Origin of the sequence: Flavobacterium suzhouense (genome assembly GCF_042684765.1) — a bacterium.
In the GTDB taxonomy this organism is placed as follows: domain Bacteria; phylum Bacteroidota; class Bacteroidia; order Flavobacteriales; family Flavobacteriaceae; genus Flavobacterium; species Flavobacterium suzhouense.
Window position 1 is genome coordinate 54835 of the sequence record NZ_JBHUMD010000027.1, and the last position, 24960, is coordinate 79794.

A 24960-nucleotide genomic window follows, 5' to 3' on the forward strand; every position below is an offset into this window, starting at 1 on the left:
TTAAACTTTTTATTTAACAAATGGGATTTATCTTTGCGGCGTGAAAAAAGCAATATTAATAGTAATTGTAATGATGTTACTAAAGCCTGTAATGCCGGTTTTGGATTACGTCATCAATTACGATTATATCGCTAAAGAGCTTTGTGAGAACAAGACAAAACCTCAAATGCACTGTAACGGTAAGTGTCATCTTATGAAAGAGCTTGCCAAAGCTGCAGAAGAGCAAAAGCAGGAGTCAGACAGAAAATCGGCCCAGGAAAATGCTGAGGTGCTTTTTTTTCAGGCTCCGGTTGAATTTGCTTTCTCTCCGGTAATAGTGATTCCTTATTCTAAAAATGAAACAGTTTATTGCAACTTGTATTCGCATAGTAATACTGTTTCTTTTTTTCATCCCCCCGTGTTTATTTCTTAAAGTTATTTGTCCTGAAATATGTTGTGCTGCTTTTGTGGCCTGCATATCCTTAATTATCCTGATAGCCATGGCTTTCGGGGTTTCTAATCGTATACTTTAAAAAATTAAACCAAATGAAATTCCAAATAAAATATTTTGCAGCTGTATTGGCTGCAGCAAGCCTTTTTGTGTCATGTAATAACGATGATGATTCTGCAATTGTAGAAGGTACACACGGTGATGCCGAACTTTTCTTTGATAACGGTGTTGCCGGAGATGCTCTTATAATAGGTAATACATACACTAATTCTAATGGTGAATCGCTAACCATTAATCGTTTTAATTACATCATTAGTAATGTTGTCCTGATCAGGGAAGATGGTACAGAGTACGTTTATCCAAAAGAAGAAAGCTATTTTGTTATCAACCATGCTGATGAGTTGCAAACAGTTCATCTTGAAGGGGTAGCTGCCGGAGATTATAAAAAGATACGTTTTGGTATAGGTGTAGATCAGCAGCGTTACCTTCAGGGAGAAACAGCACAACAAAGCTTTTGGGATCTTGCTGCGGCTAACGACCTTACCTGGACGTGGTCTACAGGATACCGTTTTATAAACTTTGAAGGGGTATTTACTTCAACTGCTGATGCAGAAGCCAAACCATTCCAGGTGCATCAGGGCAGTAATACAGCAACTGATAACTACAGAGAGGTAACGCTTGATTTGCCTACTACTGCTCGTGTTCGTGAAAACGAGCAGCCGAGCATCCATATTAAAACAGATATAAATGTTTTGCTTGACGGCGATACTAAAATATTATTGCAAAATAACCTTAACGGCGCCGGTACTGCTGCTGCTATTATGGGAGGTCAGAACCTGATTGATATTGCGGCAAATTCATTGAAAATGTTTACGGTAGATCACGTGCACAATGGGGTAGGTAGTCATCATGAATAAACTCTCATGAAAAATGTATTATTAGCAGTATTGTCATTCCCGTTGCTTTTATCGTGCGGGAATGATGATGCTGATCTTTATGAGGAAATAAATGAACAGCTGGAGTTGAATGTTCCGGCTAATTTTCCACCAATGGCACAGGATATATCCTATAATTATCCTACCCAGAAGGGGTTTGAACTTGGGCGAAAGCTGTTTTACGATGGCAGGCTTTCGGCAGATAATACCATTTCCTGTTCGTTTTGTCATGAGCAGGCTACAGCCTTTACACATCACGGACATCAGCTAAGTCATGGTATTAATAATCTTGAAGGGATTCGTAATGCTCCTGCCGTACAAAATATGGCTTTTCAGAGTGAATATTTTTATGATGGTGCTTCTAATAGTATTGAAATGCTGTCAATTGCACCAATTCACAATCCGGTAGAAATGAATGAAACGCTTGAGGGGATTGTAGTTAAACTGAAACAGGACAAGGAGTATGTAAGGCTCTTTAAGCAGGCTTTTGAAGATCAGCAGGTTTCTTCGGGTAATGTGCTTAAAGCACTGGCTCAGTTTATGACAATGATGGTTTCAGCCAATTCAAGATACGATAAATATGTGCGAAATGAAGGCGGTGTTCTTTCTCAGCAGGAATTACTGGGGATGCAGCTTTTTCAGCAAAAGTGTGCTTCATGCCATAAAACTGATTTATTCACCGATAGTGCGTTTCGTAATAATGGATTGCCGCCCAATCCTAACTTAAATGATAAGGGCAGGGAAGTGGTGACCGGTTTTGAAACAGACAGATATAAATTTAAAGTGCCAAGCTTACGAAATGTTGCGCTTACGGCACCTTACATGCATGATGGGCGCTTTGGGTCATTGGAGTCGGTACTGAATCATTATTCAAACGGAGTAAGGCAGAATGAAACGCTTGATCCGATACTTAATCAAAATGGGGTATTGGGAATCTCAATGACCCAGGAAGAAAAAGATGCTATTATAGACTTTCTTAAAACCTTAACAGACGAGGAATATATAAATAATCCTTTGTTCTATTATAAAACATAACGAATGAAAAAATATATAATAATTGTTCTTTTAATATGCCAGGCTACACTCGCGGGTACTGCTAAAGATAGTTTAGACTTAAATTATAGTAGGTATGTCCCAGCTTATGAATTTGAGGATTTTTGTGATGCTTGTGGTTGCTCGGCGAGTGGCGGGGGTATGGGTTTTAGTTCTATGCTCAACCAAAATTTTGTAGGTCTGCGTTATATGTATCAAAGTTATACCAGCCGTGAGGGAATATTTAATAATTCTCCGTGGATCGATGAGAATTTTAATACCATTCAGGCCTGGGCCAGGATACCCGTGTTTAAAAATTTTCAGGTGTCTGCATTGGTTCCCTATCATTTTAACAGTCGTACGCCGTCTACAGGAAAACAAACGATAGAAGGTATTGGGGATATTACATTATTAGGTTTATATACCATTTACCAGACCCATAAAGATAGTACTCTTTTTGTGCATACCTTACAGGCTGGTGCCGGAGTAAAAGCGCCAACGGGTAAATATAACGGTGCTAATAATGGCAGTGTAAATCCGAGCTTTCAGTTGGGCACCGGAAGCTGGGATTATATGTTGGCTACAGAGTATGTTATAAAACATAAACAATGGGGTTTCAATACTATGCTCAACTATATCTTAAAGACAAAAAATGATGAGCATTATCAGTTTGGTGATCAGTTTAATTATGCCGGTACATTGTTTTATGTAGTGGAGAAAGAAAAGCTCACCCTGGTGCCTCAGGTTGGTTTGGCCGGGGAGGTATATGCTTCTAACCGACAATATGATGAGGATGTACCTAATACTAAAGGAGATATTCTTTTCGGAAAGGCAGGACTTGAAGTGGGGAGCGGTAAATTTTCTATGGGCGTAAATGCTATGCTTCCAATAAGTCAAAATCTTACAGGAGGTAAGGTAGAAGCAAACTACAGGTTGGCAATCAATCTGAATTATAGTTTGTAATTGTGAGGGAAGTAACAAAAAAAAGGCTCCCGCTGGGAGCCTTTTCTTATATATGCAAGGTAATTATCCTTTGTATTCTACTGTTTTAGATTCGCCTTCTACAGTAACTTTGACAAGTCCGTGTTTAGCTAATCCTTTCATGGCAGCATCCCATTTCTTTCCGCTTAATCCTGCCTGGGTTTTAAGGGCGTCAAGAGCAAGTTGTCCGGCTGCTTTAAGTAGTTCAGCTACCGCTTTTTCATCTTCGGTAAGTTCAGGGCCTTTTTTCTCCGGACGCATCTGAGGGAAGAACAGAACTTCCTGAATAGATGGGTTGTTAGTAAGGAACATGATAAGTCTGTCCATACCTATACCTAAGCCTGATGTAGGTGGCATACCATATTCAAGTGCTCTAAGGAAGTCATTGTCAATAAACTGAGCTGCTTCAACATCCCCACGCTCAGAAAGTTTAAGCTGCGCTTCAAAACGCTCTCTTTGGTCGATAGGGTCGTTAAGCTCTGAATATGCATTAGCAATCTCTTTACCGCATACCATAAGCTCGAAACGCTCGGTAAGTTCCGGATTGTCACGGTGCTCTTTACAAAGCGGACTCATCTCTTTTGGATAGTCAGTAATAAACGTTGGCTGAATGAAGTTACCTTCACATTTTTCACCAAATATCTCGTCGATAAGCTTGCCTTTACCCATAGTGTCGTCAACAGCGATACCCATGCCTTTAGCGGCTTCATATAGTTCTTCTTCAGTTTTGCCTGTAATATCAAAACCTGTAAACTGTTTGATGGCATCTGTCATGGTAACACGTGCATAAGGAGCTTTAAAGCTTACTTTGTGTTCTCCAAAAGTGGCTTCAGGAGTACCATTTACCTCCATTGCACAGTGCTCAAGCAGGTTTTCTGTAAATTCCATCATCCAGTTGTAGTCTTTGTAGGCTACATATATTTCCATCGCGGTAAATTCAGGATTGTGTGTCCTGTCCATACCTTCATTACGGAAGTTTTTAGAGAATTCATAAACACCGTCAAAACCACCCACAATAAGTCTTTTTAAGTAAAGCTCATTAGCAATCCTCATATACAAAGGAATATCAAGGCTGTTGTGGTGAGTGATGAAAGGCCTTGCCGATGCTCCACCCGGAATTGATTGCAGGATAGGTGTTTCTACTTCAAAATAACCTTTGTCGTTAAAGAAGTTACGCATTGCGTTGAACAATTTTGTTCTTTTAACGAATACCTCTTTTACCTGCGGGTTTACCACAAGGTCTACATAACGCTGGCGGTAACGAAGTTCAGGATCGCTGAAGCTGTCAAACACATTTCCATCAGCATCTGTTTTAGGCATAGGGAGCGGACGAAGTGTTTTGCTTAACAGCGTAAGTTCTTTTACTCGGATTGATTTCTCACCAACCTGAGTTGTGAAAAGCTCACCTTTTACACCTACAAAATCGCCAAGGTCAATTAGTTTTTTGAATACTTCCGTGTAAAGTGTTTTATCTTCTCCGGGACAGATTTCGTCACGGTTAATATAAACCTGTACGCGTCCTTCGCTGTCCTGAAGCTGTGCAAAAGCAGCTTTACCCTGGTCGCGGATAGACATTAAACGTCCTGCAACTACAACCTTCTTACTTTCAGAAAAATCGTTCTTTACCTGTTTAGATGTATGATCTACAGGATAAAGGTTTGCGGGATACGGATTGATGCCGAGTTTTCTCAGCGCATCCAGTTTTTCTCTACGAATGATTTCTTGTTCTGAAAGCTGCATGATTTATAATGTTTTTTAAGCCTGCAAAGATAATGATTATTAACAAATAATCAATTTGCAGATTATGCTTTCTAAAAGCTTTTTGGGTTGCGCTTTATTGTATATTTGACATTCAAAACAATTTTACCAACACCAATGAAAACAAAATTATATACTGTTTTAGCATTACTGCTGCTTGTATTTACGACCTCGTGTAATTTTACCGAAAATATTACCATAAATCCTGATGGTTCGGGCAATATGACCATGGCTATGGATGGTTCTACACTTATGGCCCTGGCAGGAGAAGAGATTGCAAGTGAAACAGGTGGAAAAAGAACAGATACCATTATGGATTTTAGCGCGCTTTTAAAAGATAAAAAAGACAGCATTGCTAAAATGCCGGAACAGGAAAGGAGAATGCTGCAGGCGCTAAGCAATATGAAAATAAAAATGCTGATGGATCCTGAAACATCGGAGTTTAAGTTTGATATGATTTCAGATTTTAAAAAAATTGATGAACTTCAGGATATGATGAAGCTTATTAATGAAGCACGTAATATGGATAAGAACGGATTAGGTGAGGCTGCGGGAATGATGAATAATAATTCTGTAGTTAAATATTCGTATGACGGGAAAAAATTCATTAGAAAGGTTGAGCTTCCTGAAACGTTTCAAAAGCTTCCGGATAGTCTTAATGCTTATATGGAAATGATGGGTGCATCGGAGTATGTCTTGAAGTATAAATTTCCGAAGAAAATAAAATCTGTTTCAGACAAGAAGGCAGTTATTGGCCAGGACGGTAAATCGCTTACTTTGGTTTATTCGTTTTCAGATTATTTGTCCGACCCTAAGAAAATGGGGTTAGAGGTCGAATTTGTGAAATAGAAATTTTATCATCATCAAAACAGGTTAAGGCCTGTTTTTTTTGTGGACAGGATTAATGTTACAGGAGGCAATAAGTTTTGTAAATTTGTAATGCGATTTAAGCTTAAATGAAGATGAATAAAAAAGTGCAGTTTTCTGATCTTGGGGTTAGAGATTATAAAGATACTTGGGAGTTTCAGGAAAAACTATTTCAGGAAATTTTAGATATAAAAATAAGAAACAGGAGGGAAGAGCTTTCGCTTGAAACGCCTAATCATCTGTTGTTTGTAGAGCATCCGCATGTTTACACACTTGGAAAAAGCGGTGATATTGATAATCTGCTTATTAACGAAAAGCAACTTGAGGTAAAAGGGGCAACTTTTTACAAGATTAACAGGGGAGGAGATATAACATATCATGGTCCGGGACAGTTAGTAGGGTATCCTATATTAGATTTGGAGAACTTTTTTACTGATATTCATAAATACCTTCGCTTTCTTGAAGAAGTTATAATCAAAGTAATGGCTGATTATGGGTTAAAAGGTACGCGTAGTGATGGTGAGACAGGAGTGTGGCTTGATGTAGGTACGCCGTTTGCAAGGAAAATTTGTGCAATGGGGGTGCGTGCATCGCGATGGGTGACAATGCATGGTTTTGCATTGAATGTAAATTCTGATTTAGGCTATTTTGACAATATTGTTCCGTGTGGAATACGTGGAAAAATGGTAGCGAGCCTTAATGCTGAACTTAAAGTGGATAAAGTAGATGAAGAAGAAGTAAAGCAAAAAGTGCTTAAATATTTTGCAGAGCTTTTTGAAGCAGAAATTGTGTCTAAAAAAATAGAAACTTTACACCTATAATATATAGGTGTAACTATAATCCAAAATCAATTTCGAGCTGATTGGGTAAAAGCCGGAATGATTTACGGTGGTATTTTGTGATTCCGTATTTTCTAATGGCTTCTCTGTGTTCGGTCGTGGGGTAGCCTTTGTTTTTTTTCCAGTTATACATAGGGTATTCTTCGTGGATCATGTTCATGTAATCATCGCGGTAGGTTTTGGCAAGTACCGAGGCTGCTGCAATACTCAGGTATTTGCTGTCGCCTTTTATAATACAACTGTGCGGGATGTTGTCTACAGGTTTAAAACGGTTGCCGTCTACTATAATATAATCAGGTGTGGGATTTAGGTTTTTTATGCATTCCTGCATAGCCTTAATGGAGGCGTTTAAGATATTGATCTCGTCGATAATTTCCGGTTCTATATGGATGATGTGATAACAAATGGCTTTTTCCTGTATTAACGGCCGAAGATTTTCACGTACCTTTTCTGAAAGTTGTTTTGAGTCATTGAGTAATTCGAGTTTAAAATCTTCCGGAAGAATTATAGCTGCTGCAGTAACTGGTCCTGCCAGGCAACCACGTCCGGCTTCGTCGGTTCCGGTTTCATTTTGTAATCCGGAGAAGTTAGATGAAAGCATTTTGATTTATTTGTAGGGAATGTTTGTAAAAGTAACTTTTGTGGGTCAAATGTAAAATGTTTATTAATTAAATTGTAATTTTTAATGTTGCAATTTAGTTATTGATTGATAATAATTTATATTTTTGCTTTTCTATAAAAAAACATTTTGCATCTTGTTTTTAAATAGTGCTATTAAATTGATTAAATAAAAACTAAAAGAACAGTTATGAAAAAAAATACTGTGAAGCTTTTCGTTCTTGCACTTGCGCTGGGAGGTGGCCTTATTGCTACGGCTCAGAACAGGAAGCTGGAGTCGGAAGACTTTAAGCCTAATCAGGCTGCCTTGAAAGGGCTTAGTGAGAAGTACCGCGCTAGATATGAAAAAGAGCTTGCGGAGGCTTTAAGGCTTGCTGAGGTGAACAACTGGCCTGTTGAAGAACATACTAAAGAAGGTGGATACAGAAAACTTACTGCAGTAGACGCTTCAGGTAATCCTGTCTATACGGAAACATATAATGCTGGTTCTGCTATTACATCCAGGGTTAATGAACTTCATCCGGGTGGTTCTTCTAATTTAGGTCTTACGGGTAAGTTTGAAGATGGTACTTATATGCAATTAGGTATTTGGGATGGTGAATATCCATTGTTAAATCATCAGGAATTTCTTTCTCCCGATGGTCAACGTTTCGAAAGTGGAGATGGACCTCCAAGTGCAAGTGCAGCTCATCCCACGCACGTTTTAGGAACGATGATTGCTACAGGGGTAAATCCTCAGGCGCAGGGAATGGCTTATGAGGCAACAGGTAAAGTTTTTAACTTTAATCTTGATTTTGCTGAAATGGCGGCAAATGCAGCTACCCTTATACTTTCTAACCATTCTTATGGTATTCCAGAGTTGCAAAGAGGTGTTTATACAGATTATGCAAAAGAGGTAGATGAGATAATGTTTTTTTCACGTCGTTATCAGCCGGTAATTGCGGCGGGTAATGAAGGTAATGGTGTTTCTTATAACAGGATGGGTGATAGAGGTATTGCTAAAAATGCTGTTACTGTTGCGGCTATTTATGAGTTAGATCATGTTACTACTACTGTGCCTGCTATTTCTGATTTCAGTAGCTTTGGACCTACTAGCGATAACAGGATTAAACCGGATATATCAGCTAAGGGTGTTGCTGTTTTCTCTTCGTTAAATAGTAGCTCTTCGGCTTATGGTAATTTGCAAGGAACATCTATGGCCTGTCCAGGGGTTACCGGGGCTTTTGCTTTGATACAGCAGTATTATGCAGAAAAGCATACGCCTGAAGGTATGGGTCCTGGAATTGAGAATAAAGCGTTTATGCTGTCATCGTCACTTAGGGCCCTTATGGCGCATACGGCTTTAGAAGCCGGAGATAATCCTGGTCCTGATGCTAAATTCGGATGGGGTGTGCTTGATGCTAGAAAAATGGCTGATGTTATAACTAATGAAGGTGTGTCGTCTGCAATTATCCAGCTTACACTGAGACCGGGCGAAGAGCATACTTATGAGGTGCAGGCTTTAGGTGGTGAGCCGCTTATTGCTACATTAGCTTGGACTGATCCTGCTCCGGTTATGCCTTCAAGTGGGATAGATTCAACGCCTCAGGTTAATGATCTTGATATTAAGATTGAAAAAGGTACTTCTGAGTTTTTTCCTTGGAAGTTAGGTGCTACGCCGAGTTCACCGGCAATAAAAGGAGATAATAGTAAAGATAATATTGAGAAGGTTGAGGTTGAAAATGCTTCAGGTACTTATACAATCAGAATTTCTCATAAAGGAAATACGTTGGTTAATCCTGCGCCGCCACCGTCATTTGATGATCCGAATCCTGTTACAGAGCCTCTTCAGATCTATTCGTTGGTTATAACTGGATTTGATGCTACACTTGCTAACGAGGAATTTGTTCAGGAAACTTTTAGTGTGTGGCCGAACCCTGCGCAAGGTCATTTAAATATTTCTATGGCATCTGATGTTGAAGTAGGAGCAAAAGCAACTATTTATGATATACAAGGAAGGGTTGTGCTTAAGAGTGCTATTTCTTCTGCTAATACTGAATTAAATATAGAGAATTTAAGTTCAGGTATTTATATGGTAAATGTTGAAAATGGTAAAACAAATACCACTAAGAAATTTATTGTGAAATAATTTTCTAAAAAACATATAAAATCACGCAACCTTTTAAGAAAGTTTGCATCTAAAAAGAAACGTCGGCTTAATTGTTGGCGTTTCTTTTTAATTTAAAAAAAGATGCAAAATGTGGTCAATAATTATTAATCTGTTGTGGATTTTTCATTTACGTTAAAAAAAATGAAAATTTAGCGTTGCCGGGCAATGTTAAAAGTTTGTTATATTAAAATAAATTAATAGATTTGCAACTTAACTAACTCAAATTAATTCAATATGAAATCAAAGTTTACTTGGATTTTTACGCTGTTACTGGCGTTTTTTATTCAGTTTTCCTTTGCGCAGGAGAAGACCATTACTGGGGTCGTAACTGACGGTACTGGTATGCCGGTTCCGGGAGCTAACGTAGTAATTGAAGGTACTTCGCAAGGTGTTCAGACTGATTTTGATGGTAAATATTCCATCTCAGCATCTGTGGGTCAGAAGCTGGTTTTCTCTTTTGTAGGTATGGCTTCACAAACTGTTAAAGTTGGTGCGTCAAATACTATTTCTGTAAAACTGGAAGATGATGCTCAGGTTCTTAAAGATGTAGTTGTCGAGGCTTACAGAACAACTACAAAAGCTCAATCAAACGTAGCGGTAACAACAATTACATCTGAGACTATTGAGGGAAGGCCAAATGCTAACTTTATCCAGACGCTACAAGGTCAGGTTCCTGGTTTGAATATTTCAACTGGTTCTGGTCAGCCTGGTGCTAACAGTACTGTTATCCTTAGGGGTTATGGTTCTGTTAATGGTAATATAGAGCCTTTATATGTTATTGATAACGTTCCAATGAGTGTTGATAACTTTAGAAGTATCAACCCGAACGATATCGCATCGATTTCAGTACTTAAAGATGCTGGTGCAACTTCGATCTATGGTAACAGGGGTGCTAATGGTGTTATCATTGTTAAAACTAAAAAAGGAGGTTTTAAATCTCAGTTAGATATTAAATATACCGGAACTACTAGCTTTACTTCATTACAAGGTAATGATTATAACAAAATGAACGCTAAACAATTACTTACTCTTGAGAGAGCTTATGGTAGAGGTTTAGGTGCTTCAGGTGGTGCTGCAGGTGGTGCAATGACTGATGATGAAATCAATAACTACGGTGTAAATACTGATTGGTATGATCAGATATTCAGAACAGGTGTTTCTCAAAATCACGTGCTGAGTTTAACAAGTGGTAGCGAAAACCTTTCGTCTTTCACGTCGTTTGGTTACTATGATATGGAAGGTATTGTTAGAGGTACAGGTCTGAAAAGATTTAACTTCAGAAATAACCTTAACGGAAAAAGCAACGATGGTAGGTTTAACTACTCTACAGCTACTACAATTAACTACTCTGTAAGAAATGAGGCTACTAACCTTGGTACAGGTGCGGTTAACCAAAACCCTATTATTGCTGCAAATCAGGGAGCTCCTTATTTAAGTCCATCTTGGTATACTAATGGTCAGGAACTTAATAACTGGTATGCTTCTGGTATTCCTTCAGAATCTGCTGCTGCTCTTGGAGCGCCAAATATTACTAAAGGTAACCTATTGTTAACTCCGTTAATGTTGATGGATAAACTAAAAACCTTTACTAATGAGACAAATGAGATTAAAATGATCTCTAATATTCAGGCTTCTTATAAACTTACTGATGACCTTACTTTAGGTACTTCAATTGGTGGAGATTTTACTGAGAATATGACGCTTTTTGTTGAGGATCCTCATTCATTCAATGCTTACGTGTTTCAACGTGATGAGGAAGATTATCTAGGTTTCCAAACAGAGGCTGTTACAAGAGAGTTTAACTTCAATGCTAATACGAGCTTGAATTATAACAAAGTTTTTGCTCAAAAACATGCACTTGATGTTTCAGTATTTACTGAGTATTATAAATCTCACCTTAAATCATTCCAGTATACTCAGAATGGTTTAAATTCTAAAGTTTTTGTACCAGGTAATGGTGCAGGTTTTATACCTCATAATCCATTCCCTGCTGACGGTGCAGGTAGTCCTGCTTTCTATGTTCCGGAAGTTGGAGCTGCTAAAGCTACTGCGGGTCTATTCTCTTATTTTGGTTCTGCGGATTATTCTTATGATCAAAAATATGGTGTGTCTGCTACAGTTCGTAGAGATGCTTCTTACCGTTTCTCTGAAACAAACAGATGGGGTACTTTCTGGTCGGTTTCTGGACGTTGGAATATCGACAAAGAAGCTTTCATGCAAAATACAGCATTTAACATGCTTAAGTTAAGAGCTTCTTATGGTACTACAGGTAACCAAAACATTTTAGGTCAGAGTTCTTTCTCTGCTCCAAATAACTCAAGAGAGTTAATGGCTTCTGGTACAGGTTATGCTAACCTTCCTGCGTATTTTGTTGATCAGCTTGGTAACCCGGATCTTAAATGGGAAACAAATGAGCAATTCAACATCGGTTTAGATTTTGAACTTTGGAAAAGCCGTTTAAGAGGTAATCTTGATGTTTACCAAAGAACAACTAAAGATCTATTCCTTACAACTCCAATTTCTGGTGTTAATGGTACTTATGGATTACTTTCTAACAATGGTGACATGAGAAACAGTGGTGTTGAAGCCTTAGTTTCTTATGGTCTTATCAACGGTAAAGACTTCAAATTAACACTTAACTTCAACGGATCTTACAATAGAAACATTGTTCTTGATATTCCGGATGAAGGTGGTCTTCAAAATAATGGGAACACTGTGCTTCACGAAGGTGGTCCAATCAACGAGTACTACCTAATCAAGTATGCAGGTGTTAACCCAACTAATGGTAACTTATTGTTCTACAAAGCTGATGGTAGCTTAACTGAGAACCCGGATCCGGAAGTTGACAGAAGATTTACGAATAAATCTCTTGCTCCAATTTATCAGGGAGGTTTTGGTTTCGATGCTGAATATAAAGGTTTCTACTTAACAACACAGTTTAACTATGTTGCTGATATCTGGAGATTTGACTTTGACCTAGAGGGACTTCAGGATACTTCAGATATGGGACAATTTAATAAGTCTACAGATTTGTTAAATGCGTGGACTCCAGACAACAGAATTACTGATATGCCATCTATCTTCGTTACAAACAAAGGATATGATGGTGCTTCAGACAGATACCTTAAAGATGCTTCATACGTAAGATTGCGTTATGCTACTTTAGGTTATACTTTCTCAAATGAATTGTTGGCTAAGACTCCTTTCAAAGGTATTAAAGCTTTTGTTCAGGGAGAGAATCTTGTAACATGGTCAAAATGGAGAGGATGGGATGCTGAAAGTAACAGAGCTGGTGATCAGTCTCAGTACCCAACTCCACGTATTGTTTCAGTTGGTCTTGAACTACAATTTTAAAAAAAAATTATCATGAAAAACTTTAAAGTATTACTATTTGTTGCAGTAGCTTCTTTGTTTGCTGGCTGTAACGATGCTATAGATATTACACAGCCGAGTGAGTTACTTCCTATAGATACTTACGAAACTGTTGAAGATTTGAAACTTGGCCTTAATGGTGCTTACGCTGCAATACCTGGAGAGAACATTATTAAGTTTACATCGCTTTTTACTGATGAGGTAAAATTGGGAGTTAGTAATGGTGGTCAGGGAACGGATGGCGAGCTTGCTTTTGTATTAAATAATACATCGGGTGATGCTGCATCTATCTGGTTGTCTAATTATTATCTTATAAACTTATCTAACCGTATCATTGCCGGAGCTAAGAATGTAGTTCCTAATGATGAGATAGATGGTGAAGATACTGATAGATATAACACTATTCTTGCGCAGGCTTATTTCTTAAGAGCATTTGGACACTTCCAGTTAATGTCTTTCTTCTCTGAAGATATGACTAACGATAGTGCTCTGGGTGTTATTCTTATGGATTATGTTCCTACAACAAAAGTTCAGTTACCTAGAAATACAAATGCTGAAATATTTGCGCTGATTGATAGCGATCTTACTTTTGCTGAAGCAAATCTTAATGATGCTATTGCCGGAGGTATGTATGCTAACAAAGGAGGGGCTAGCAAGACTGCAATTAAAGCTTTAAGAGCTCGTATGGCACTTTATAGAGGCCAGTATGATCTTGCCTTGAGCTATGTTAATCAGATTGGTGTTCCAGGAAGTTTAATGTTAGCGACTAAAGGAACTACTTTGACTAACAGTCAATATGTGGCAATGTTCCTTGATACAAACTTTAATGAGATTATCTGGAAACTTGAAAGAACTGTAGATAGCGATGCTACCGGTAACTTCTACCAGGTTTGGGCATCGGTTAACAGTACAACTACAGGTTCTCCATTCTTCGAAGTTAGTACTGCTTTGTTCAATCAGCTAGCTGCTAGTGATATTCGTCGTCAGGTTGTTATTGATCCTAGTGCTGCTCCTAGCTACACTATAAGACCTGTTGGAAAATACAGTAAATCTGAAAGCCAGAATCTTTTGGGTGATATCAAGATTTTCAGAAATTCGGAAATGGTTTTGATTGCTGCTGAAGCTTATGCAAACAATAATGATTTTACTAATGTAGCTGCGATGGTAAACAGAATCAGATCTGTTCGTTTTGGTAATACTTCAGGTAATATTGCTGTACCAACAACATCTCAGGAAGCTTGGAGAGCTATCCTTAATGAAAGAAGAATTGAATTTGCATTTGAAGGTCACCGTTATTTAGATATTAAACGTATTGGTGCTAAAGCAGGTGTGAATGTTGATAGAGTTGCTTCGGATTATGTGACAGTTGGCGGTCTGATTGATCTTCCTGTTGATGATTACAGATGGAGATTACCAATTCCAAGGGATGAGCAGGCTGCAAATCCTAATATCCAACAAAATCCTGGGTACGGTGTTGCTACCCCATAATAATAAAAAAAAACTATATGAAAAAATATTTTTTAAAATTAGCTTTTGTAGCTTTAGGTGTTACTACACTTGTAAGTTGTGAAGAAGATACTGTTACTTATGGAGGTAAAAATTTTGTTACTTTTGATGAAGTAGCTAAAAGAAATTTCCCTTTCTTTGAAAACGGGGGTACTTCTGAAGTTCCAGTTAACATGGCTTTTCCTGTGTCTCACGATGTAACTGTAGACTTTCAGGTTGCTGAAAATGGTGCGCTTGCCGGAACACACTATAATCTTTTGAATACTCAGGTAGTTATTCCTGCAGGTGAAACTACTGGTTATATTAGTATCCAGGTTATAGATAATACAATTCTTAACGATTCTAAATCTTTAGATATTAAGCTTACTGCAATAGACGATAGTAATATTACTTTAGGTTTAAAAGATGATTATTCTCTTGATAAAAGATTTCTTATCGTAAACGATGACTGTACAACAACATCTTTCGCTTTCCTAGGAAAACTTAACTTCACAACATCTGGTGGTGGTGATTATGAAGGGGAGGCTGAGGCTGAAATTACTGAAGATGCATCTTGTAACCAGCTTCTTATTTCAGGAGATTTCTCTGGATTAGGACGTACTCAGGCAGCTCCAATTAGATTTGCTTTTGCTCCTAATGGTTCTACAGTTCCTGCTTCATCGGGTACTATTTCTGCTTACGAGCAATTATGGTGTGAAAAATGTTATACTTCGGAAGGTAAAACATATAACATCCTTTTCTCTGCTACAGGTAGTTATTCAACACTAGGTACTAACAAAGACAATTGGAGAATGATTGTTAGTGGTACTACTACTATTGATGGACTTGGTTCTCTTACTGAGACTACTGTGTTTACAATTCCTAAACAATAGTCTGTAACTAATTACAGCTTATATAATTTAAGAGGCTTTCTTCGGAAAGCCTTTTTTTTTGCTTTATTTTTAGCTTTCGTGATATATAAAAATAAGTACCTTTGCCCAAACTCTAAATGTGCATGTTAAAAAAGAGCCTTTTCGTTTTTTTATGTTTGCTTCCTCTGTTTGCGTTTTCCCAGAAGAAGGGTAAACTTAATGCAAGGTCTAATCCGTCTAATCAAAAAACTATATCAGATAAGGATAAGGCAGCAAGCTCGCCTAAAGACAGCGTTGCCACTATTGACATGTATAAAATCATTTCCTTTGACAGAGATACGACCTATGTCGATACTGCATTAACTTTAAAAAAGGAATATGAAGTTAATTATCTAAGAAAAGACAATTTTGGGCTTCTTTCGCTTTCTAACGATGGTGGGGCCTACAATTTACTTGATTTTGGGTTGAATAAATTTGATCCTTTTCCGCAGATGGGCTTTAAGGCAAAGCATGTTGCTTATCAGGAAGTAGAAGATATAAAGTATTATAATGTTGCTACTCCTTACACTGATCTTATGTATCGTTCTGTTTTGGGACAGGGACAAATACTCGATGCTTTTATTACTTTAAACACATCTGAAAATCTCAATTTTGCAGCAGGATATAAAGGACTGCGTTCCTTAGGGCGTTATATCAATGAGCTATCGAGTAATGGTATTTTTAAGCTAAGCGGTAGCTACAATACTACGGATAAAAGATATATGCTTAGAGCACACTTTACCGGGCAGGATTTTTCTAATCAGGAAAATGGAGGAATTGTTGAACCCGAACTGTTTGAACAGAGTGATCCCCCGTTTAACCAAAGAGAACGACTTGAGGTTTACATGCGTGATGGTAAATCATTGCTAAAAGGGAATCGCTATTTTGTTGATCATACTTTTAGGTTGAGCAAGACAAATCCAAATAGCCTTGTTTTTCACCATCAATTCAATTATGAGAATAAATCCTATGAATTTAGCGCCGGAACCAATGCGTCAGTTGGTTTGAGTGAAAGATTTGGAGATTCCTATGCGTCAATTGTTAATAATAAAACACGCTATAATAGGATGTATAACCTGATAGGTGCTGCATATACCAATGAAAAAATTGGCAAGCTTGAGTTTTACCTTGACGATTTTAACTATAATTATTTTTATAAGAGTGTTATCATTGCAGATGGTCAGCTGGCAACACCAAATTCAATCAGCGATGATATAGTTACTTATGGTGCCAAATATATTTATCAGAAGGATAAATGGAAAGGTAGTGTTCTCGTGTCTAATTCGATTACAGATCAGTCTTTGGCTAACATGGAAGCTTCTGTACGTTATAAACTGAATGATGATTTTGAATTCTGCGGGAAATATCAAAACATGAATAAGTTGCCGGACAATAATTATCAGTTGTATCAGAGTACTTATAAAAGTTACAATTGGCCTTATGATGTTGAAGATGATGATAATGATGTGAAAACCGACTTTAAGAACGAAAAGATTAATAATTTCGAGTTCGAAGCTAAAACCAAATGGCTAAATGCTTCAGTTCAGTATTCTATACTGAATGATCATTTATTTTTTAACAGAGTTTATCCTGATCCGGCTCCGGCGGAAGATGAAGTTGAGCCATTATTAGTAAAGCCACAACAGTTTGATGGGACTATAAATTATCTTTCGGTAAAGGCTAACCGTGAATTCAGGCTGGGTAAATTTGCCCTTGATAATACAGTTTTATTCCAGAATGTGCAGCAAAGTGCGAACGTACTGAATGTGCCTTCATTGCTTACAAGGAATACATTGTATTATACAGATCGTGCCTTTAAAAAAGCTTTATTCTTTCAAACAGGGGTGACTTTCCAGTATTTTACCAAGTATTATGCAAATGGTTATAACCCTGTAATTAGCGAGTTTTATAGTCAGGATGCTACGAAAACCGGTAATTTCCCTTTAATTGATTTCTTTATCAATGCCAAAATTCAGGAGTTTAGGTTATTTATTAAGGCCGAACACTTAAATTCGAGTTTTTCGGGTTATAATTATTTCTCGGCTCCTAATTATCCTTATATGGACTTTACAATCCGTTTTGGAGTTGTTTGGGACTTCTTCTCTTAATCTTATAATTGTATTTTTTATCTTTGCTCCTGAAAGTCATCTTAATGGCTTCTAAATAAATTAAAATGAAATACGCTAAAAACATATTAGAAACTATTGGTAATACACCAATGGTTAAACTAAACAAGCTTACTGAGGACATAGATGCACTTGTGTTAGCAAAAGTTGAAACGTTCAATCCCGGAAATTCTGTAAAAGACAGGATGGCTGTAAAAATGATTGAAGATGCGGAGGCAGACGGAAGGTTAAAACCAGGAGGTACTATTATTGAAGGTACTTCAGGTAATACCGGTATGGGACTTGCTTTAGGTGCAATCGTAAAAGGATATAAGTTGATATGCGTAATATCAGATAAACAGTCTAAAGAAAAAATGGATATTCTTCGTGCAGTAGGTGCGAGGGTAGTTGTTTGCCCGACTGATGTTGAACCAACAGATCCGCGTTCTTACTATTCGGTTTCTAAGCGCCTGGCTGAAGAAACTCCTAATTCATGGTATGTTAACCAGTATGACAACATGTCTAATACAGCGGCGCATTATGAACAGACGGGTCCGGAGATATGGGAGCAGACTGAAGGTAAAATCACACATTTTGTTGTTGGTGTTGGTACAGGTGGAACAATTTCAGGGGTTGCTAAATTCCTAAAAGAGAAAAATCCTAATATCAAGATTTGGGGTATTGATACTTACGGCTCAGTATTCAAAAAATACCATGAAACAGGTGTTTTTGATGAGAATGAGATCTATTCATATATAACTGAAGGTATAGGTGAAGACATCCTTCCTAAGAACGTTGACTTTTCACTTATAGATGGTTTTACTAAAGTAACCGACAAGGATGCTGCCGTTTATACCAGAAGACTGGCTCTTGAAGAAGGTATTTTCGTAGGAAACTCTGCAGGAGCGGCAATCAAAGGTTTGTTACAGCTTAAAGATGAGTTTAAGCCTGATGATGTTGTTGTTGTGCTTTTTCACGATAGCGGAAGCCGTTATGTGGGTAAAATGTTTAATGATGACTGGATGCGTGAGCGTGGTTTCCTTGATGAGGAAATTACCAAAGCCGAAGATCTTATTAAAGACCACTCAGATAAACCGCTGGTGATTGTTCGTACAGAAGAACTTGTTTCTCATGCGATTGATCGTCTTCGTAAATATAAGATATCACAGATTCCTGTTATAGATACTAACGGTTTTGTTGGGTCTATAGATGAAACGGATCTTTTCCGTAGTTATGTGGAAGATAAGGATATTGCTGATAAGCCTATTCGTGAGATAATGGGCAAGCCTTACCCTGTTGTTAAAGCTAATACTTCTATTGAAGAGATATCTAAGCTTATCAATAAAGATAATCAGGCTGTTCTTGTTGACTTAGGTAATGGTAAACACCATATCATAACAAAACACGATATTATCAGTTCAATCAAATAAAAGTATTTTTATATATTTGAAAGAGCCTTAGGGCTCTTTTTCTATTTTATCCTATGACCTTTACTGCCATTGATTTTGAAACTGCTACCGGCTATGCATACAGTGCGTGTGCTGTTGGTATTGTTACGGTTGAGGATGGAGTTATCACAGAGGAATATCATACGCTCATACAACCTCCTGATAACGAATACTGGTATCGCAATATAATGGTGCATGGTATAAAACCTGTTGAGACCCTTAATTTGCCAACTTTTGACGGTGTGTTTCCCGAGATTCGTAAAAGGTTACAGGGTAAAAAACTTGTGGCACACAATGAGTCTTTTGATCGTAATGTACTCATGAAAACCATGCATTATTATGGTTTATACTATGATGAGCTGGAATTAGCCGATCGTTGGGAGTGTACCTGTAAGATATACAAGACTAAAGGTTACAAACCTGCAAATCTAAAGGCGTGCAGTGAACGAAACGGGATTGAATTAAATCACCATGAAGCCTTGTCAGATGCGCGTGCCTGTGCTAAATTATATCTTCTGCATGACGGACAGGTAAAACTACATTTGTAGATTAAGTTTTTTGTGTATTTTCGTACTAATGAAAGAAGATTTTCTGCATTACGTATGGCAATTTAAAAAGTTTGACACCCTCAACCTGAAGACGGTTCAGGGGGAAGATATTGTTGTGGTAAATACCGGGCAATACCTACAGTTGGCCGGACCTGACTTCTTTAATGCACAACTTACTATCGGTAGCCAAAAGTGGGCCGGTAATGTAGAGATTCATATTAAATCTTCAGATTGGTACCTCCACACCCATGAGACGGATAATTCGTATGACAATGTTATTCTTCATGTAGTATGGGAACACGATACGGAAGTTTTTAGAAAGGATAACACCGAAATTCCTGTTTTGGAACTTAAGCATTATGTCTCTGCTGAAACACTCAATAATTATAATAACCTGGCTGTTGCCAAATCCTGGATATATTGCGAGAAGGAATTGGCACATGTGGACGCCTTTATGTTTTCTAATTGGAAAGAGTGTTTATTTTTTGAACGACTCGAACGCAAAGCTTTACCAATTCTTGAACTGGCAAAAACAACGGGGAATGATTGGGAGGCTGTTTTGTTTTCTTTCCTTGCCAAAAGTTTTGGGCTTAATACCAATGGGGAAATATTTTACCGCGTGGCGCAATCATTGCCATTTTCGATAATTCGAAGAGAGGGATTTGAGTTTGAAAATCTTGAAGCTTTGTTTTTTGGAAGGGTAGGTTTGCTGGAAGAGAATCATGAAGATTTATATTTTAAAGATTTGAAATCGCGATATGATTATATATGCCATAAGTACAGGTTAGACAAGGTGTATGTTGATCCCGTTCAGTTCTTTAAGCACCGTCCTGATAATTTTCCTACCATACGCCTTTCACAACTGGCTCAGTTATACCATAAGCATCAGAATCTGTTTTCTAAACTTACAGAGGGAGTTTCTGTTGAGGAAATTTATAACATTTTCAACATACAGGCTTCTCCGTATTGGCAAACACACTATACCTTTGATAAGGTGAGTACTAAAAAGCGAAAATCGCTCACAACATCATTTGTTGACCTGCTGATTGTTAATACTATTGTACCTTTTAGGTTTGCTTATGAGAGAAGTATCGGTAAAGAAGATCCGGAAAAGCTCATAGCTATGTTACAGGCGATAAAACCTGAAAAAAATGCTATAATTGATAAATTCAGTCAATTTAATGTTGAAGTGAATTCTGCTTTTGATACGCAGTCTTTATTGCAGCTTAAAAATGAATATTGCGCTAATAAACGCTGCCTGCAGTGTGCGGTAGGTTTGGAACTATTAAAAAAGTAGAAAAACTTATACAAACTGTTTCCGAAACCATTACATTTGGTAAACTAAACATAGAAGAATGTCCTTTATAACCAACATACGTCATTTTTTTGAAAAACACGGTTTTGAAGTCCTGCAACGACTGTCCGACAGATTGGGTATGCGACCTACAAACGTAAGGCTGTTCTTTATATATATATCATTTGTGACGGTAGGGCTTTGGTTTGGTGTTTATTTAACGCTTGCTTTTCTGCTTAGGCTAAAAGATATGGTATATACCAAAAGAAGCTCAGTTTTCGATCTGTAAAACCTATAGTCGATGAAGGCTTTCAGATTCTTTTTCAGATTTACCAAGGATCAGCAAAAGGGCATAATGGTGCTGTTTGGGCTGATAATTGTTTTTCAGATAATTTATTTTATTCTCACATCTTTTGATTTTACCTCTGAAGAAGAAAAATCTAAGGAAGAAAAAGAGTGGTTGGCACATCAGGATGAAATAAATGCATTAAAAAGAAAGACTACTCATAATGATACGATATATCCTTTCAATCCAAATTTTATTACCGATTATAAAGGCTATATCCTTGGGCTTTCTACTTTGCAACTGGATAAACTGCATGATTATAGAGCGTCTGGCAGGTTTATCAATTCAGTATCAGAGTTTAAGCAGGTTACCGGTGTGGGTGATACTTTGCTGCAAAAATTGCAGCCATATTTTAAATTTGGCAACAAGCCTGTAAAGTATGATAATGTTTCGGATATACAAAAATACTCTCGTACTGAGTCTGCTCCCGAGTCTAAGGCTGTAAAGGTTATTGATATTAACAAAGCCATTGAGGAGGATTTAATAAAAGTTTACGGTATTGGGCCTTATTATGCCAAGGAGATACTTAAACGGCGAAGTATCTTGGGAGGCTTTGTTAGTATGGATCAAATGGATGATTTTTCAACCTTGTCGGCTGAGGCTAAATCAGGACTTAAAAAGTACTTTAATGTTTCTAAAATTCCTGAAATAGAAAAAATAAATGTAAACACGGCATCACTATTACAACTTTCGCGGTTTCCTTATTTCAATAAAGATATTGCCAGAAGTGTAATTACACAACGTAGCATGGATGGTAAAATCAGAAAAATTGATGATTTGTTAGAAATTCAGAATTTTCCTGTTGATAAAGTAAAAATAATTGCCTTATATTTGGAATTCTAAAAAAATCAAACAAAAATGAACTTTGAATATAATGAAACGCAAAATATGATCGCTCAATCGATCAGGGATTTTGCAGAACAGCACATACGTCCGAACATTATGGAATGGGATGAGGCTCAACATTTTCCGGTAGACCTGTTTAAGAAATTAGGTGAAATGGGATATATGGGTGTTTTAGTTCCTGAAGAGTATGGAGGTTCAGGCTTAGGTTACCACGAATACATTACTGTTGTTGAAGAAATCTCTAAAGTAGATCCATCTATAGGTTTGTCGGTAGCGGCACACAATTCGCTATGTACAAATCATATCCTTACTTTCGGAAACGAAGAACAAAAAAAGAAATGGCTTCCTAAATTAGCTACTGCCGAGCATATCGGTGCTTGGGGTCTTACAGAACATAATACGGGTTCTGATGCAGGTGGTATGAATACTACTGCTGTTAAGGATGGTGACCATTGGATCGTTAATGGTGCTAAGAACTTCATTACACATGCTAAATCGGGAGATATAGCTGTAGTAATTGTTCGTACAGGAGAAAAAGGTGATTCTAAAGGAATGACTGCTTTTGTATTCGAAAAAGGAATGCCAGGTTTTACAAGCGGGAAAAAAGAAAATAAATTAGGTATGCGTGCAAGTGAGACCGCAGAGCTTATATTTGACAACTGCCGTATACCGGATGCGAACAGGCTTGGAGAAGTAGGGCAAGGGTTTATTCAGGCAATGAAAGTACTTGACGGAGGTCGTATCTCTATCGGTGCATTATCATTAGGTATTGCTAAAGGTGCTTATGAAGCTGCACTTAAATATTCTAAAGAGCGTTACCAGTTTGGTCAGCCGATAAGTAACTTCCAGGGAATTGCCTTTAAGCTTGCAGATATGGCTACAGAAATTGAAGCTTCTGAATTATTGCTTCACAAAGCTGCGTATCTTAAAAATAACCACAAACCAATGACTGTAGCTGGAGCTATGGGTAAAATGTATTCTTCGGAGATTTGCGTGAAAGTTTCTAACGAAGCAGTTCAGATTCATGGAGGTTATGGTTATACCAAAGATTATCCGGTTGAGAAATTTTACAGGGATTCTAAGCTATGTACTATAGGTGAAGGTACGACTGAAATACAGAAACTTGTTATTTCTCGTAACTTACTGAAAGAGTAATAGTTAAAATATAGATATTTGAAAAAGGGGTTTGTGTGCTACACGAACCCCTTTTTGGTTTTATTTATTAACATTACAACGTTGTAGTAGAGTATTAGTTGTCAAATATGTAATTTTTGAAGTTTGTTTTTATAAATTAGGTAAAATCCAAACCTATTAATTATGAAATACATATTTACAATTGCGGCTTCTGCACTACTACTGTGGAGCTGTTCAAATGATCCTGAAGTAGCACAGGAAAAAAATCTGTCAGCGGTTAATAATAGTGCTGTGCAAACAAAAGCTATCGGTTCTAAGGTTATGATGCAGGCTTTCTACTGGGATGTTCCTGCGGGAGGAACCTGGTGGAATACCATTAAAGGAAAAGTTCCTTCGTGGAATAGTGCCGGATTTGATGCTATTTGGCTTCCTCCGGCCAGTAAAGCACAAAATGGGGGATATTCAATGGGGTATGATCCTTTTGATTATTTTGATTTTGGAAGCTATAACCAAATGGGTAGTGTGGAAACTCGCTTTGGTTCTCTTGCTGAGATTAATTCTCTTATTACTACGGCGCATAATAATAATCTGAGTGTTATTGCTGATATTGTTCTGAATCATAATAGCGGAGGTGCTTCACAGGCTAACCCTTATACAGGCTCTAATACCTGGACCGATTTTCAGCCTGCTTCGGGTTTATTCATCCGTTCGTACAATGATTTTCATCCTAACAATCTCCACGCTTCTGATGCAGGTTCTTTTGGAGGTTTCCCTGATCTGTGTCATGATAAGACCTATGTACAGGATTGGCTGTATAATAATTCCAATTCTGTTGCCAAGTATTATAAGAACACTATGAAGTTTGATGGCTGGAGGTTTGATTATGTAAAAGGATTTGAGCCCTGGGTGGTGAAGAATTTTAAAAATGCTGCTACCGGATTTGCGGTTGGGGAGTATTGGGATGCTAATGCCGCAACCCTTGAATGGTGGGCAAATTCGGCGGAAGCCAGTGCTTTTGACTTTGCGTGTTATTATAAAATGCGTGACGCATTGCAGAATAATGATCTGACACAGCTTAATGGTGATATGCTTTTAAAGCGTAATGCCTACAGGGCGGTAACTTTTGTAGCAAACCATGATACAGATGAAATTTACAATAATAAGATATTAGCCTATGCTTATATACTGACACACGAAGGTTATCCATGTGTGTTCTATCGTGATTATGAAGAGTGGCTTGACAAAAATAAGCTGAACAACCTTATATGGATTCATAATAACAAAGCTTCGGGGTCTACAACGTATCTTTATGCGGATAATGATGAATATGTAGCACGCAGGAATGGAACGCCGGGACTTATAGTGTATATTAATAATAGTAATTCATGGCAGGAAAGATGGGTAGATACCAATTGGGCAAGCACAACTATTAAAGATTATACAGGAGCATCAACGTGGGAACCTGTAACGCAGGCTGATACCTGGGTTAAGGTTCAGGCGCCTCCGCACGGCTATACTGTATGGTCGGTAAAATAAAAAGTATATTTTATTTGTCAGGTATAAAAAAAGATGTAGTTTTGCAGCCTTAACGAGAGGAGGTGTTATATTATGTTGATTATACCAATTAAAGACGGAGAAAATATTGATAGAGCGCTTAAGCGTTACAAAAGGAAATTTGATAAAACTGGTGTAGTGCGTCAGCTAAGAAGTCGTCAGGCTTTCATCAAACCTTCAGTTGTAAGAAGAGCTCAAATACAAAAAGCAAGTTATATCCAGGGATTAAGAGATTCTCTAGAGAATTAATTAATTTTAAGGATTAATGATATTACCGTTAGCAGGAAAGTTTTATAACTTTGCTGTTA

21 protein-coding genes are annotated in these 24960 nt (G+C 37.6%); 19 read left to right on the forward strand and 2 right to left on the reverse strand.

The window, feature by feature from the left end; all coding sequences use genetic code 11:
* The first annotated feature begins 40 nt into the window (after nucleotides 1-40).
* The 4 genes from ACFSR3_RS13530 (at nucleotide 41) to ACFSR3_RS13545 (ending at nucleotide 3360) form a co-directional block, all read left to right on the forward strand.
* Nucleotides 41-412: a hypothetical protein gene (locus tag ACFSR3_RS13530; RefSeq protein WP_379821690.1), complete on the forward strand. Its 372-nt coding sequence runs from the start codon at nucleotides 41-43 to the stop codon at nucleotides 410-412.
* Nucleotides 413-525: 113 nt separating this feature from the next.
* Complete coding sequence (locus ACFSR3_RS13535; RefSeq protein WP_379821691.1) at nucleotides 526-1347, forward strand: MbnP family protein; 822 nt, start codon at nucleotides 526-528, stop codon at nucleotides 1345-1347.
* Between the two features lie 6 nt (nucleotides 1348-1353).
* Nucleotides 1354-2400: a cytochrome-c peroxidase gene (locus tag ACFSR3_RS13540; RefSeq protein ID WP_379821692.1), complete on the forward strand. Its 1047-nt coding sequence runs from the start codon at nucleotides 1354-1356 to the stop codon at nucleotides 2398-2400.
* A gap of 3 nt (nucleotides 2401-2403) precedes the next feature.
* Nucleotides 2404-3360, forward strand: coding sequence for a transporter (locus tag ACFSR3_RS13545; RefSeq protein WP_379821693.1), 957 nt, complete (start codon nucleotides 2404-2406; stop codon nucleotides 3358-3360).
* 63 nt (nucleotides 3361-3423) lie between these two features.
* Here ACFSR3_RS13545 and lysS read toward each other — a convergent pair whose 3' ends face one another.
* Entirely contained in the window at nucleotides 3424-5118 is a 1695-nt protein-coding gene (gene lysS / locus ACFSR3_RS13550; RefSeq protein WP_379821694.1) for a lysine--tRNA ligase, read from the reverse strand.
* A gap of 135 nt (nucleotides 5119-5253) precedes the next feature.
* On the opposite strand from lysS, the gene ACFSR3_RS13555 reads away from it, so the two are divergent.
* A complete protein-coding gene (locus ACFSR3_RS13555; protein ID WP_379821697.1) occupies nucleotides 5254-5985 on the forward strand; it encodes a hypothetical protein in 732 nt (243 codons plus the stop codon).
* 113 nt (nucleotides 5986-6098) lie between these two features.
* Nucleotides 6099-6824, forward strand: coding sequence for a lipoyl(octanoyl) transferase LipB (lipB, locus tag ACFSR3_RS13560; RefSeq protein ID WP_379821698.1), 726 nt, complete (start codon nucleotides 6099-6101; stop codon nucleotides 6822-6824).
* A 13-nt stretch (nucleotides 6825-6837) separates the two neighbouring features.
* Here lipB and ACFSR3_RS13565 read toward each other — a convergent pair whose 3' ends face one another.
* Nucleotides 6838-7443, reverse strand: a complete 606-nt coding sequence (locus ACFSR3_RS13565) for a ribonuclease HII (RefSeq protein WP_379821701.1) — start codon at nucleotides 7441-7443, stop codon at nucleotides 6838-6840.
* A 207-nt stretch (nucleotides 7444-7650) separates the two neighbouring features.
* On the opposite strand from ACFSR3_RS13565, the gene ACFSR3_RS13570 reads away from it, so the two are divergent.
* From ACFSR3_RS13570 to rpsU, 13 genes are all read left to right on the forward strand, one after another.
* Nucleotides 7651-9588, forward strand: coding sequence for a S8 family serine peptidase (locus tag ACFSR3_RS13570; RefSeq protein ID WP_379821703.1), 1938 nt, complete (start codon nucleotides 7651-7653; stop codon nucleotides 9586-9588).
* A gap of 255 nt (nucleotides 9589-9843) precedes the next feature.
* Nucleotides 9844-12963, forward strand: a complete 3120-nt coding sequence (locus ACFSR3_RS13575) for a SusC/RagA family TonB-linked outer membrane protein (protein WP_379821704.1) — start codon at nucleotides 9844-9846, stop codon at nucleotides 12961-12963.
* Between the two features lie 12 nt (nucleotides 12964-12975).
* A complete protein-coding gene (locus ACFSR3_RS13580; RefSeq protein ID WP_379821706.1) occupies nucleotides 12976-14469 on the forward strand; it encodes a RagB/SusD family nutrient uptake outer membrane protein in 1494 nt (497 codons plus the stop codon).
* A gap of 17 nt (nucleotides 14470-14486) precedes the next feature.
* The gene (locus tag ACFSR3_RS13585) at nucleotides 14487-15359 is read left to right on the forward strand and encodes a DUF1735 domain-containing protein (RefSeq protein ID WP_379821708.1); all 873 of its coding nucleotides are present in this window, start codon (nucleotides 14487-14489) and stop codon (nucleotides 15357-15359) included.
* Nucleotides 15360-15481: 122 nt separating this feature from the next.
* A complete protein-coding gene (locus tag ACFSR3_RS13590; protein WP_379821710.1) occupies nucleotides 15482-17485 on the forward strand; it encodes a putative porin in 2004 nt (667 codons plus the stop codon).
* Between the two features lie 65 nt (nucleotides 17486-17550).
* Nucleotides 17551-18912, forward strand: a complete 1362-nt coding sequence (locus tag ACFSR3_RS13595; protein ID WP_114756559.1) for a pyridoxal-phosphate dependent enzyme — start codon at nucleotides 17551-17553, stop codon at nucleotides 18910-18912.
* Between the two features lie 53 nt (nucleotides 18913-18965).
* On the forward strand, nucleotides 18966-19478 hold the full coding sequence (locus ACFSR3_RS13600) for a 3'-5' exonuclease (RefSeq protein WP_379821711.1): 513 nt from the start codon (nucleotides 18966-18968) through the stop codon (nucleotides 19476-19478).
* 28 nt (nucleotides 19479-19506) lie between these two features.
* Nucleotides 19507-20775, forward strand: coding sequence for a DUF2851 family protein (locus ACFSR3_RS13605; RefSeq protein WP_379821712.1), 1269 nt, complete (start codon nucleotides 19507-19509; stop codon nucleotides 20773-20775).
* Between the two features lie 58 nt (nucleotides 20776-20833).
* Nucleotides 20834-21061 carry a PspC domain-containing protein gene (locus ACFSR3_RS13610; protein WP_114756562.1) on the forward strand — a complete coding sequence of 76 codons (228 nt, stop codon included), beginning with the start codon at nucleotides 20834-20836 and terminating at the stop codon, nucleotides 21059-21061.
* 12 nt (nucleotides 21062-21073) lie between these two features.
* Nucleotides 21074-21961, forward strand: coding sequence for a helix-hairpin-helix domain-containing protein (locus tag ACFSR3_RS13615; protein ID WP_379821714.1), 888 nt, complete (start codon nucleotides 21074-21076; stop codon nucleotides 21959-21961).
* 15 nt (nucleotides 21962-21976) lie between these two features.
* Nucleotides 21977-23119 (forward strand): acyl-CoA dehydrogenase family protein, encoded by a 1143-nt coding sequence (locus tag ACFSR3_RS13620; RefSeq protein WP_114756564.1) that lies wholly within the window; start codon nucleotides 21977-21979, stop codon nucleotides 23117-23119.
* A 162-nt stretch (nucleotides 23120-23281) separates the two neighbouring features.
* The gene (locus tag ACFSR3_RS13625; RefSeq protein ID WP_379821716.1) at nucleotides 23282-24634 is read left to right on the forward strand and encodes an alpha-amylase; all 1353 of its coding nucleotides are present in this window, start codon (nucleotides 23282-23284) and stop codon (nucleotides 24632-24634) included.
* 72 nt (nucleotides 24635-24706) lie between these two features.
* Complete coding sequence (gene rpsU, locus ACFSR3_RS13630; protein WP_114756566.1) at nucleotides 24707-24901, forward strand: 30S ribosomal protein S21; 195 nt, start codon at nucleotides 24707-24709, stop codon at nucleotides 24899-24901.
* Nucleotides 24902-24960 lie beyond the last annotated feature (59 nt).

Coding starts and splice junctions, on each gene's coding strand:
- ACFSR3_RS13535 (WP_379821691.1), top strand. CDS start 526: ATGAAATTCCAAATAAAATATTTTGCAGCTGTATTGGCTGCAGCAAGC.
- ACFSR3_RS13540 (WP_379821692.1), top strand. CDS start 1,354: ATGAAAAATGTATTATTAGCAGTATTGTCATTCCCGTTGCTTTTATCG.
- ACFSR3_RS13545 (WP_379821693.1), top strand. CDS start 2,404: ATGAAAAAATATATAATAATTGTTCTTTTAATATGCCAGGCTACACTC.
- lysS (WP_379821694.1), bottom strand. CDS start 5,118: ATGCAGCTTTCAGAACAAGAAATCATTCGTAGAGAAAAACTGGATGCG.
- ACFSR3_RS13555 (WP_379821697.1), top strand. CDS start 5,254: ATGAAAACAAAATTATATACTGTTTTAGCATTACTGCTGCTTGTATTT.
- lipB (WP_379821698.1), top strand. CDS start 6,099: ATGAATAAAAAAGTGCAGTTTTCTGATCTTGGGGTTAGAGATTATAAA.
- ACFSR3_RS13565 (WP_379821701.1), bottom strand. CDS start 7,443: ATGCTTTCATCTAACTTCTCCGGATTACAAAATGAAACCGGAACCGAC.
- ACFSR3_RS13570 (WP_379821703.1), top strand. CDS start 7,651: ATGAAAAAAAATACTGTGAAGCTTTTCGTTCTTGCACTTGCGCTGGGA.
- ACFSR3_RS13575 (WP_379821704.1), top strand. CDS start 9,844: ATGAAATCAAAGTTTACTTGGATTTTTACGCTGTTACTGGCGTTTTTT.
- ACFSR3_RS13580 (WP_379821706.1), top strand. CDS start 12,976: ATGAAAAACTTTAAAGTATTACTATTTGTTGCAGTAGCTTCTTTGTTT.
- ACFSR3_RS13585 (WP_379821708.1), top strand. CDS start 14,487: ATGAAAAAATATTTTTTAAAATTAGCTTTTGTAGCTTTAGGTGTTACT.
- ACFSR3_RS13590 (WP_379821710.1), top strand. CDS start 15,482: ATGTTAAAAAAGAGCCTTTTCGTTTTTTTATGTTTGCTTCCTCTGTTT.
- ACFSR3_RS13595 (WP_114756559.1), top strand. CDS start 17,551: ATGAAATACGCTAAAAACATATTAGAAACTATTGGTAATACACCAATG.
- ACFSR3_RS13600 (WP_379821711.1), top strand. CDS start 18,966: ATGACCTTTACTGCCATTGATTTTGAAACTGCTACCGGCTATGCATAC.
- ACFSR3_RS13605 (WP_379821712.1), top strand. CDS start 19,507: ATGAAAGAAGATTTTCTGCATTACGTATGGCAATTTAAAAAGTTTGAC.
- ACFSR3_RS13610 (WP_114756562.1), top strand. CDS start 20,834: ATGTCCTTTATAACCAACATACGTCATTTTTTTGAAAAACACGGTTTT.
- ACFSR3_RS13615 (WP_379821714.1), top strand. CDS start 21,074: ATGAAGGCTTTCAGATTCTTTTTCAGATTTACCAAGGATCAGCAAAAG.
- ACFSR3_RS13620 (WP_114756564.1), top strand. CDS start 21,977: ATGAACTTTGAATATAATGAAACGCAAAATATGATCGCTCAATCGATC.
- ACFSR3_RS13625 (WP_379821716.1), top strand. CDS start 23,282: ATGAAATACATATTTACAATTGCGGCTTCTGCACTACTACTGTGGAGC.
- rpsU (WP_114756566.1), top strand. CDS start 24,707: ATGTTGATTATACCAATTAAAGACGGAGAAAATATTGATAGAGCGCTT.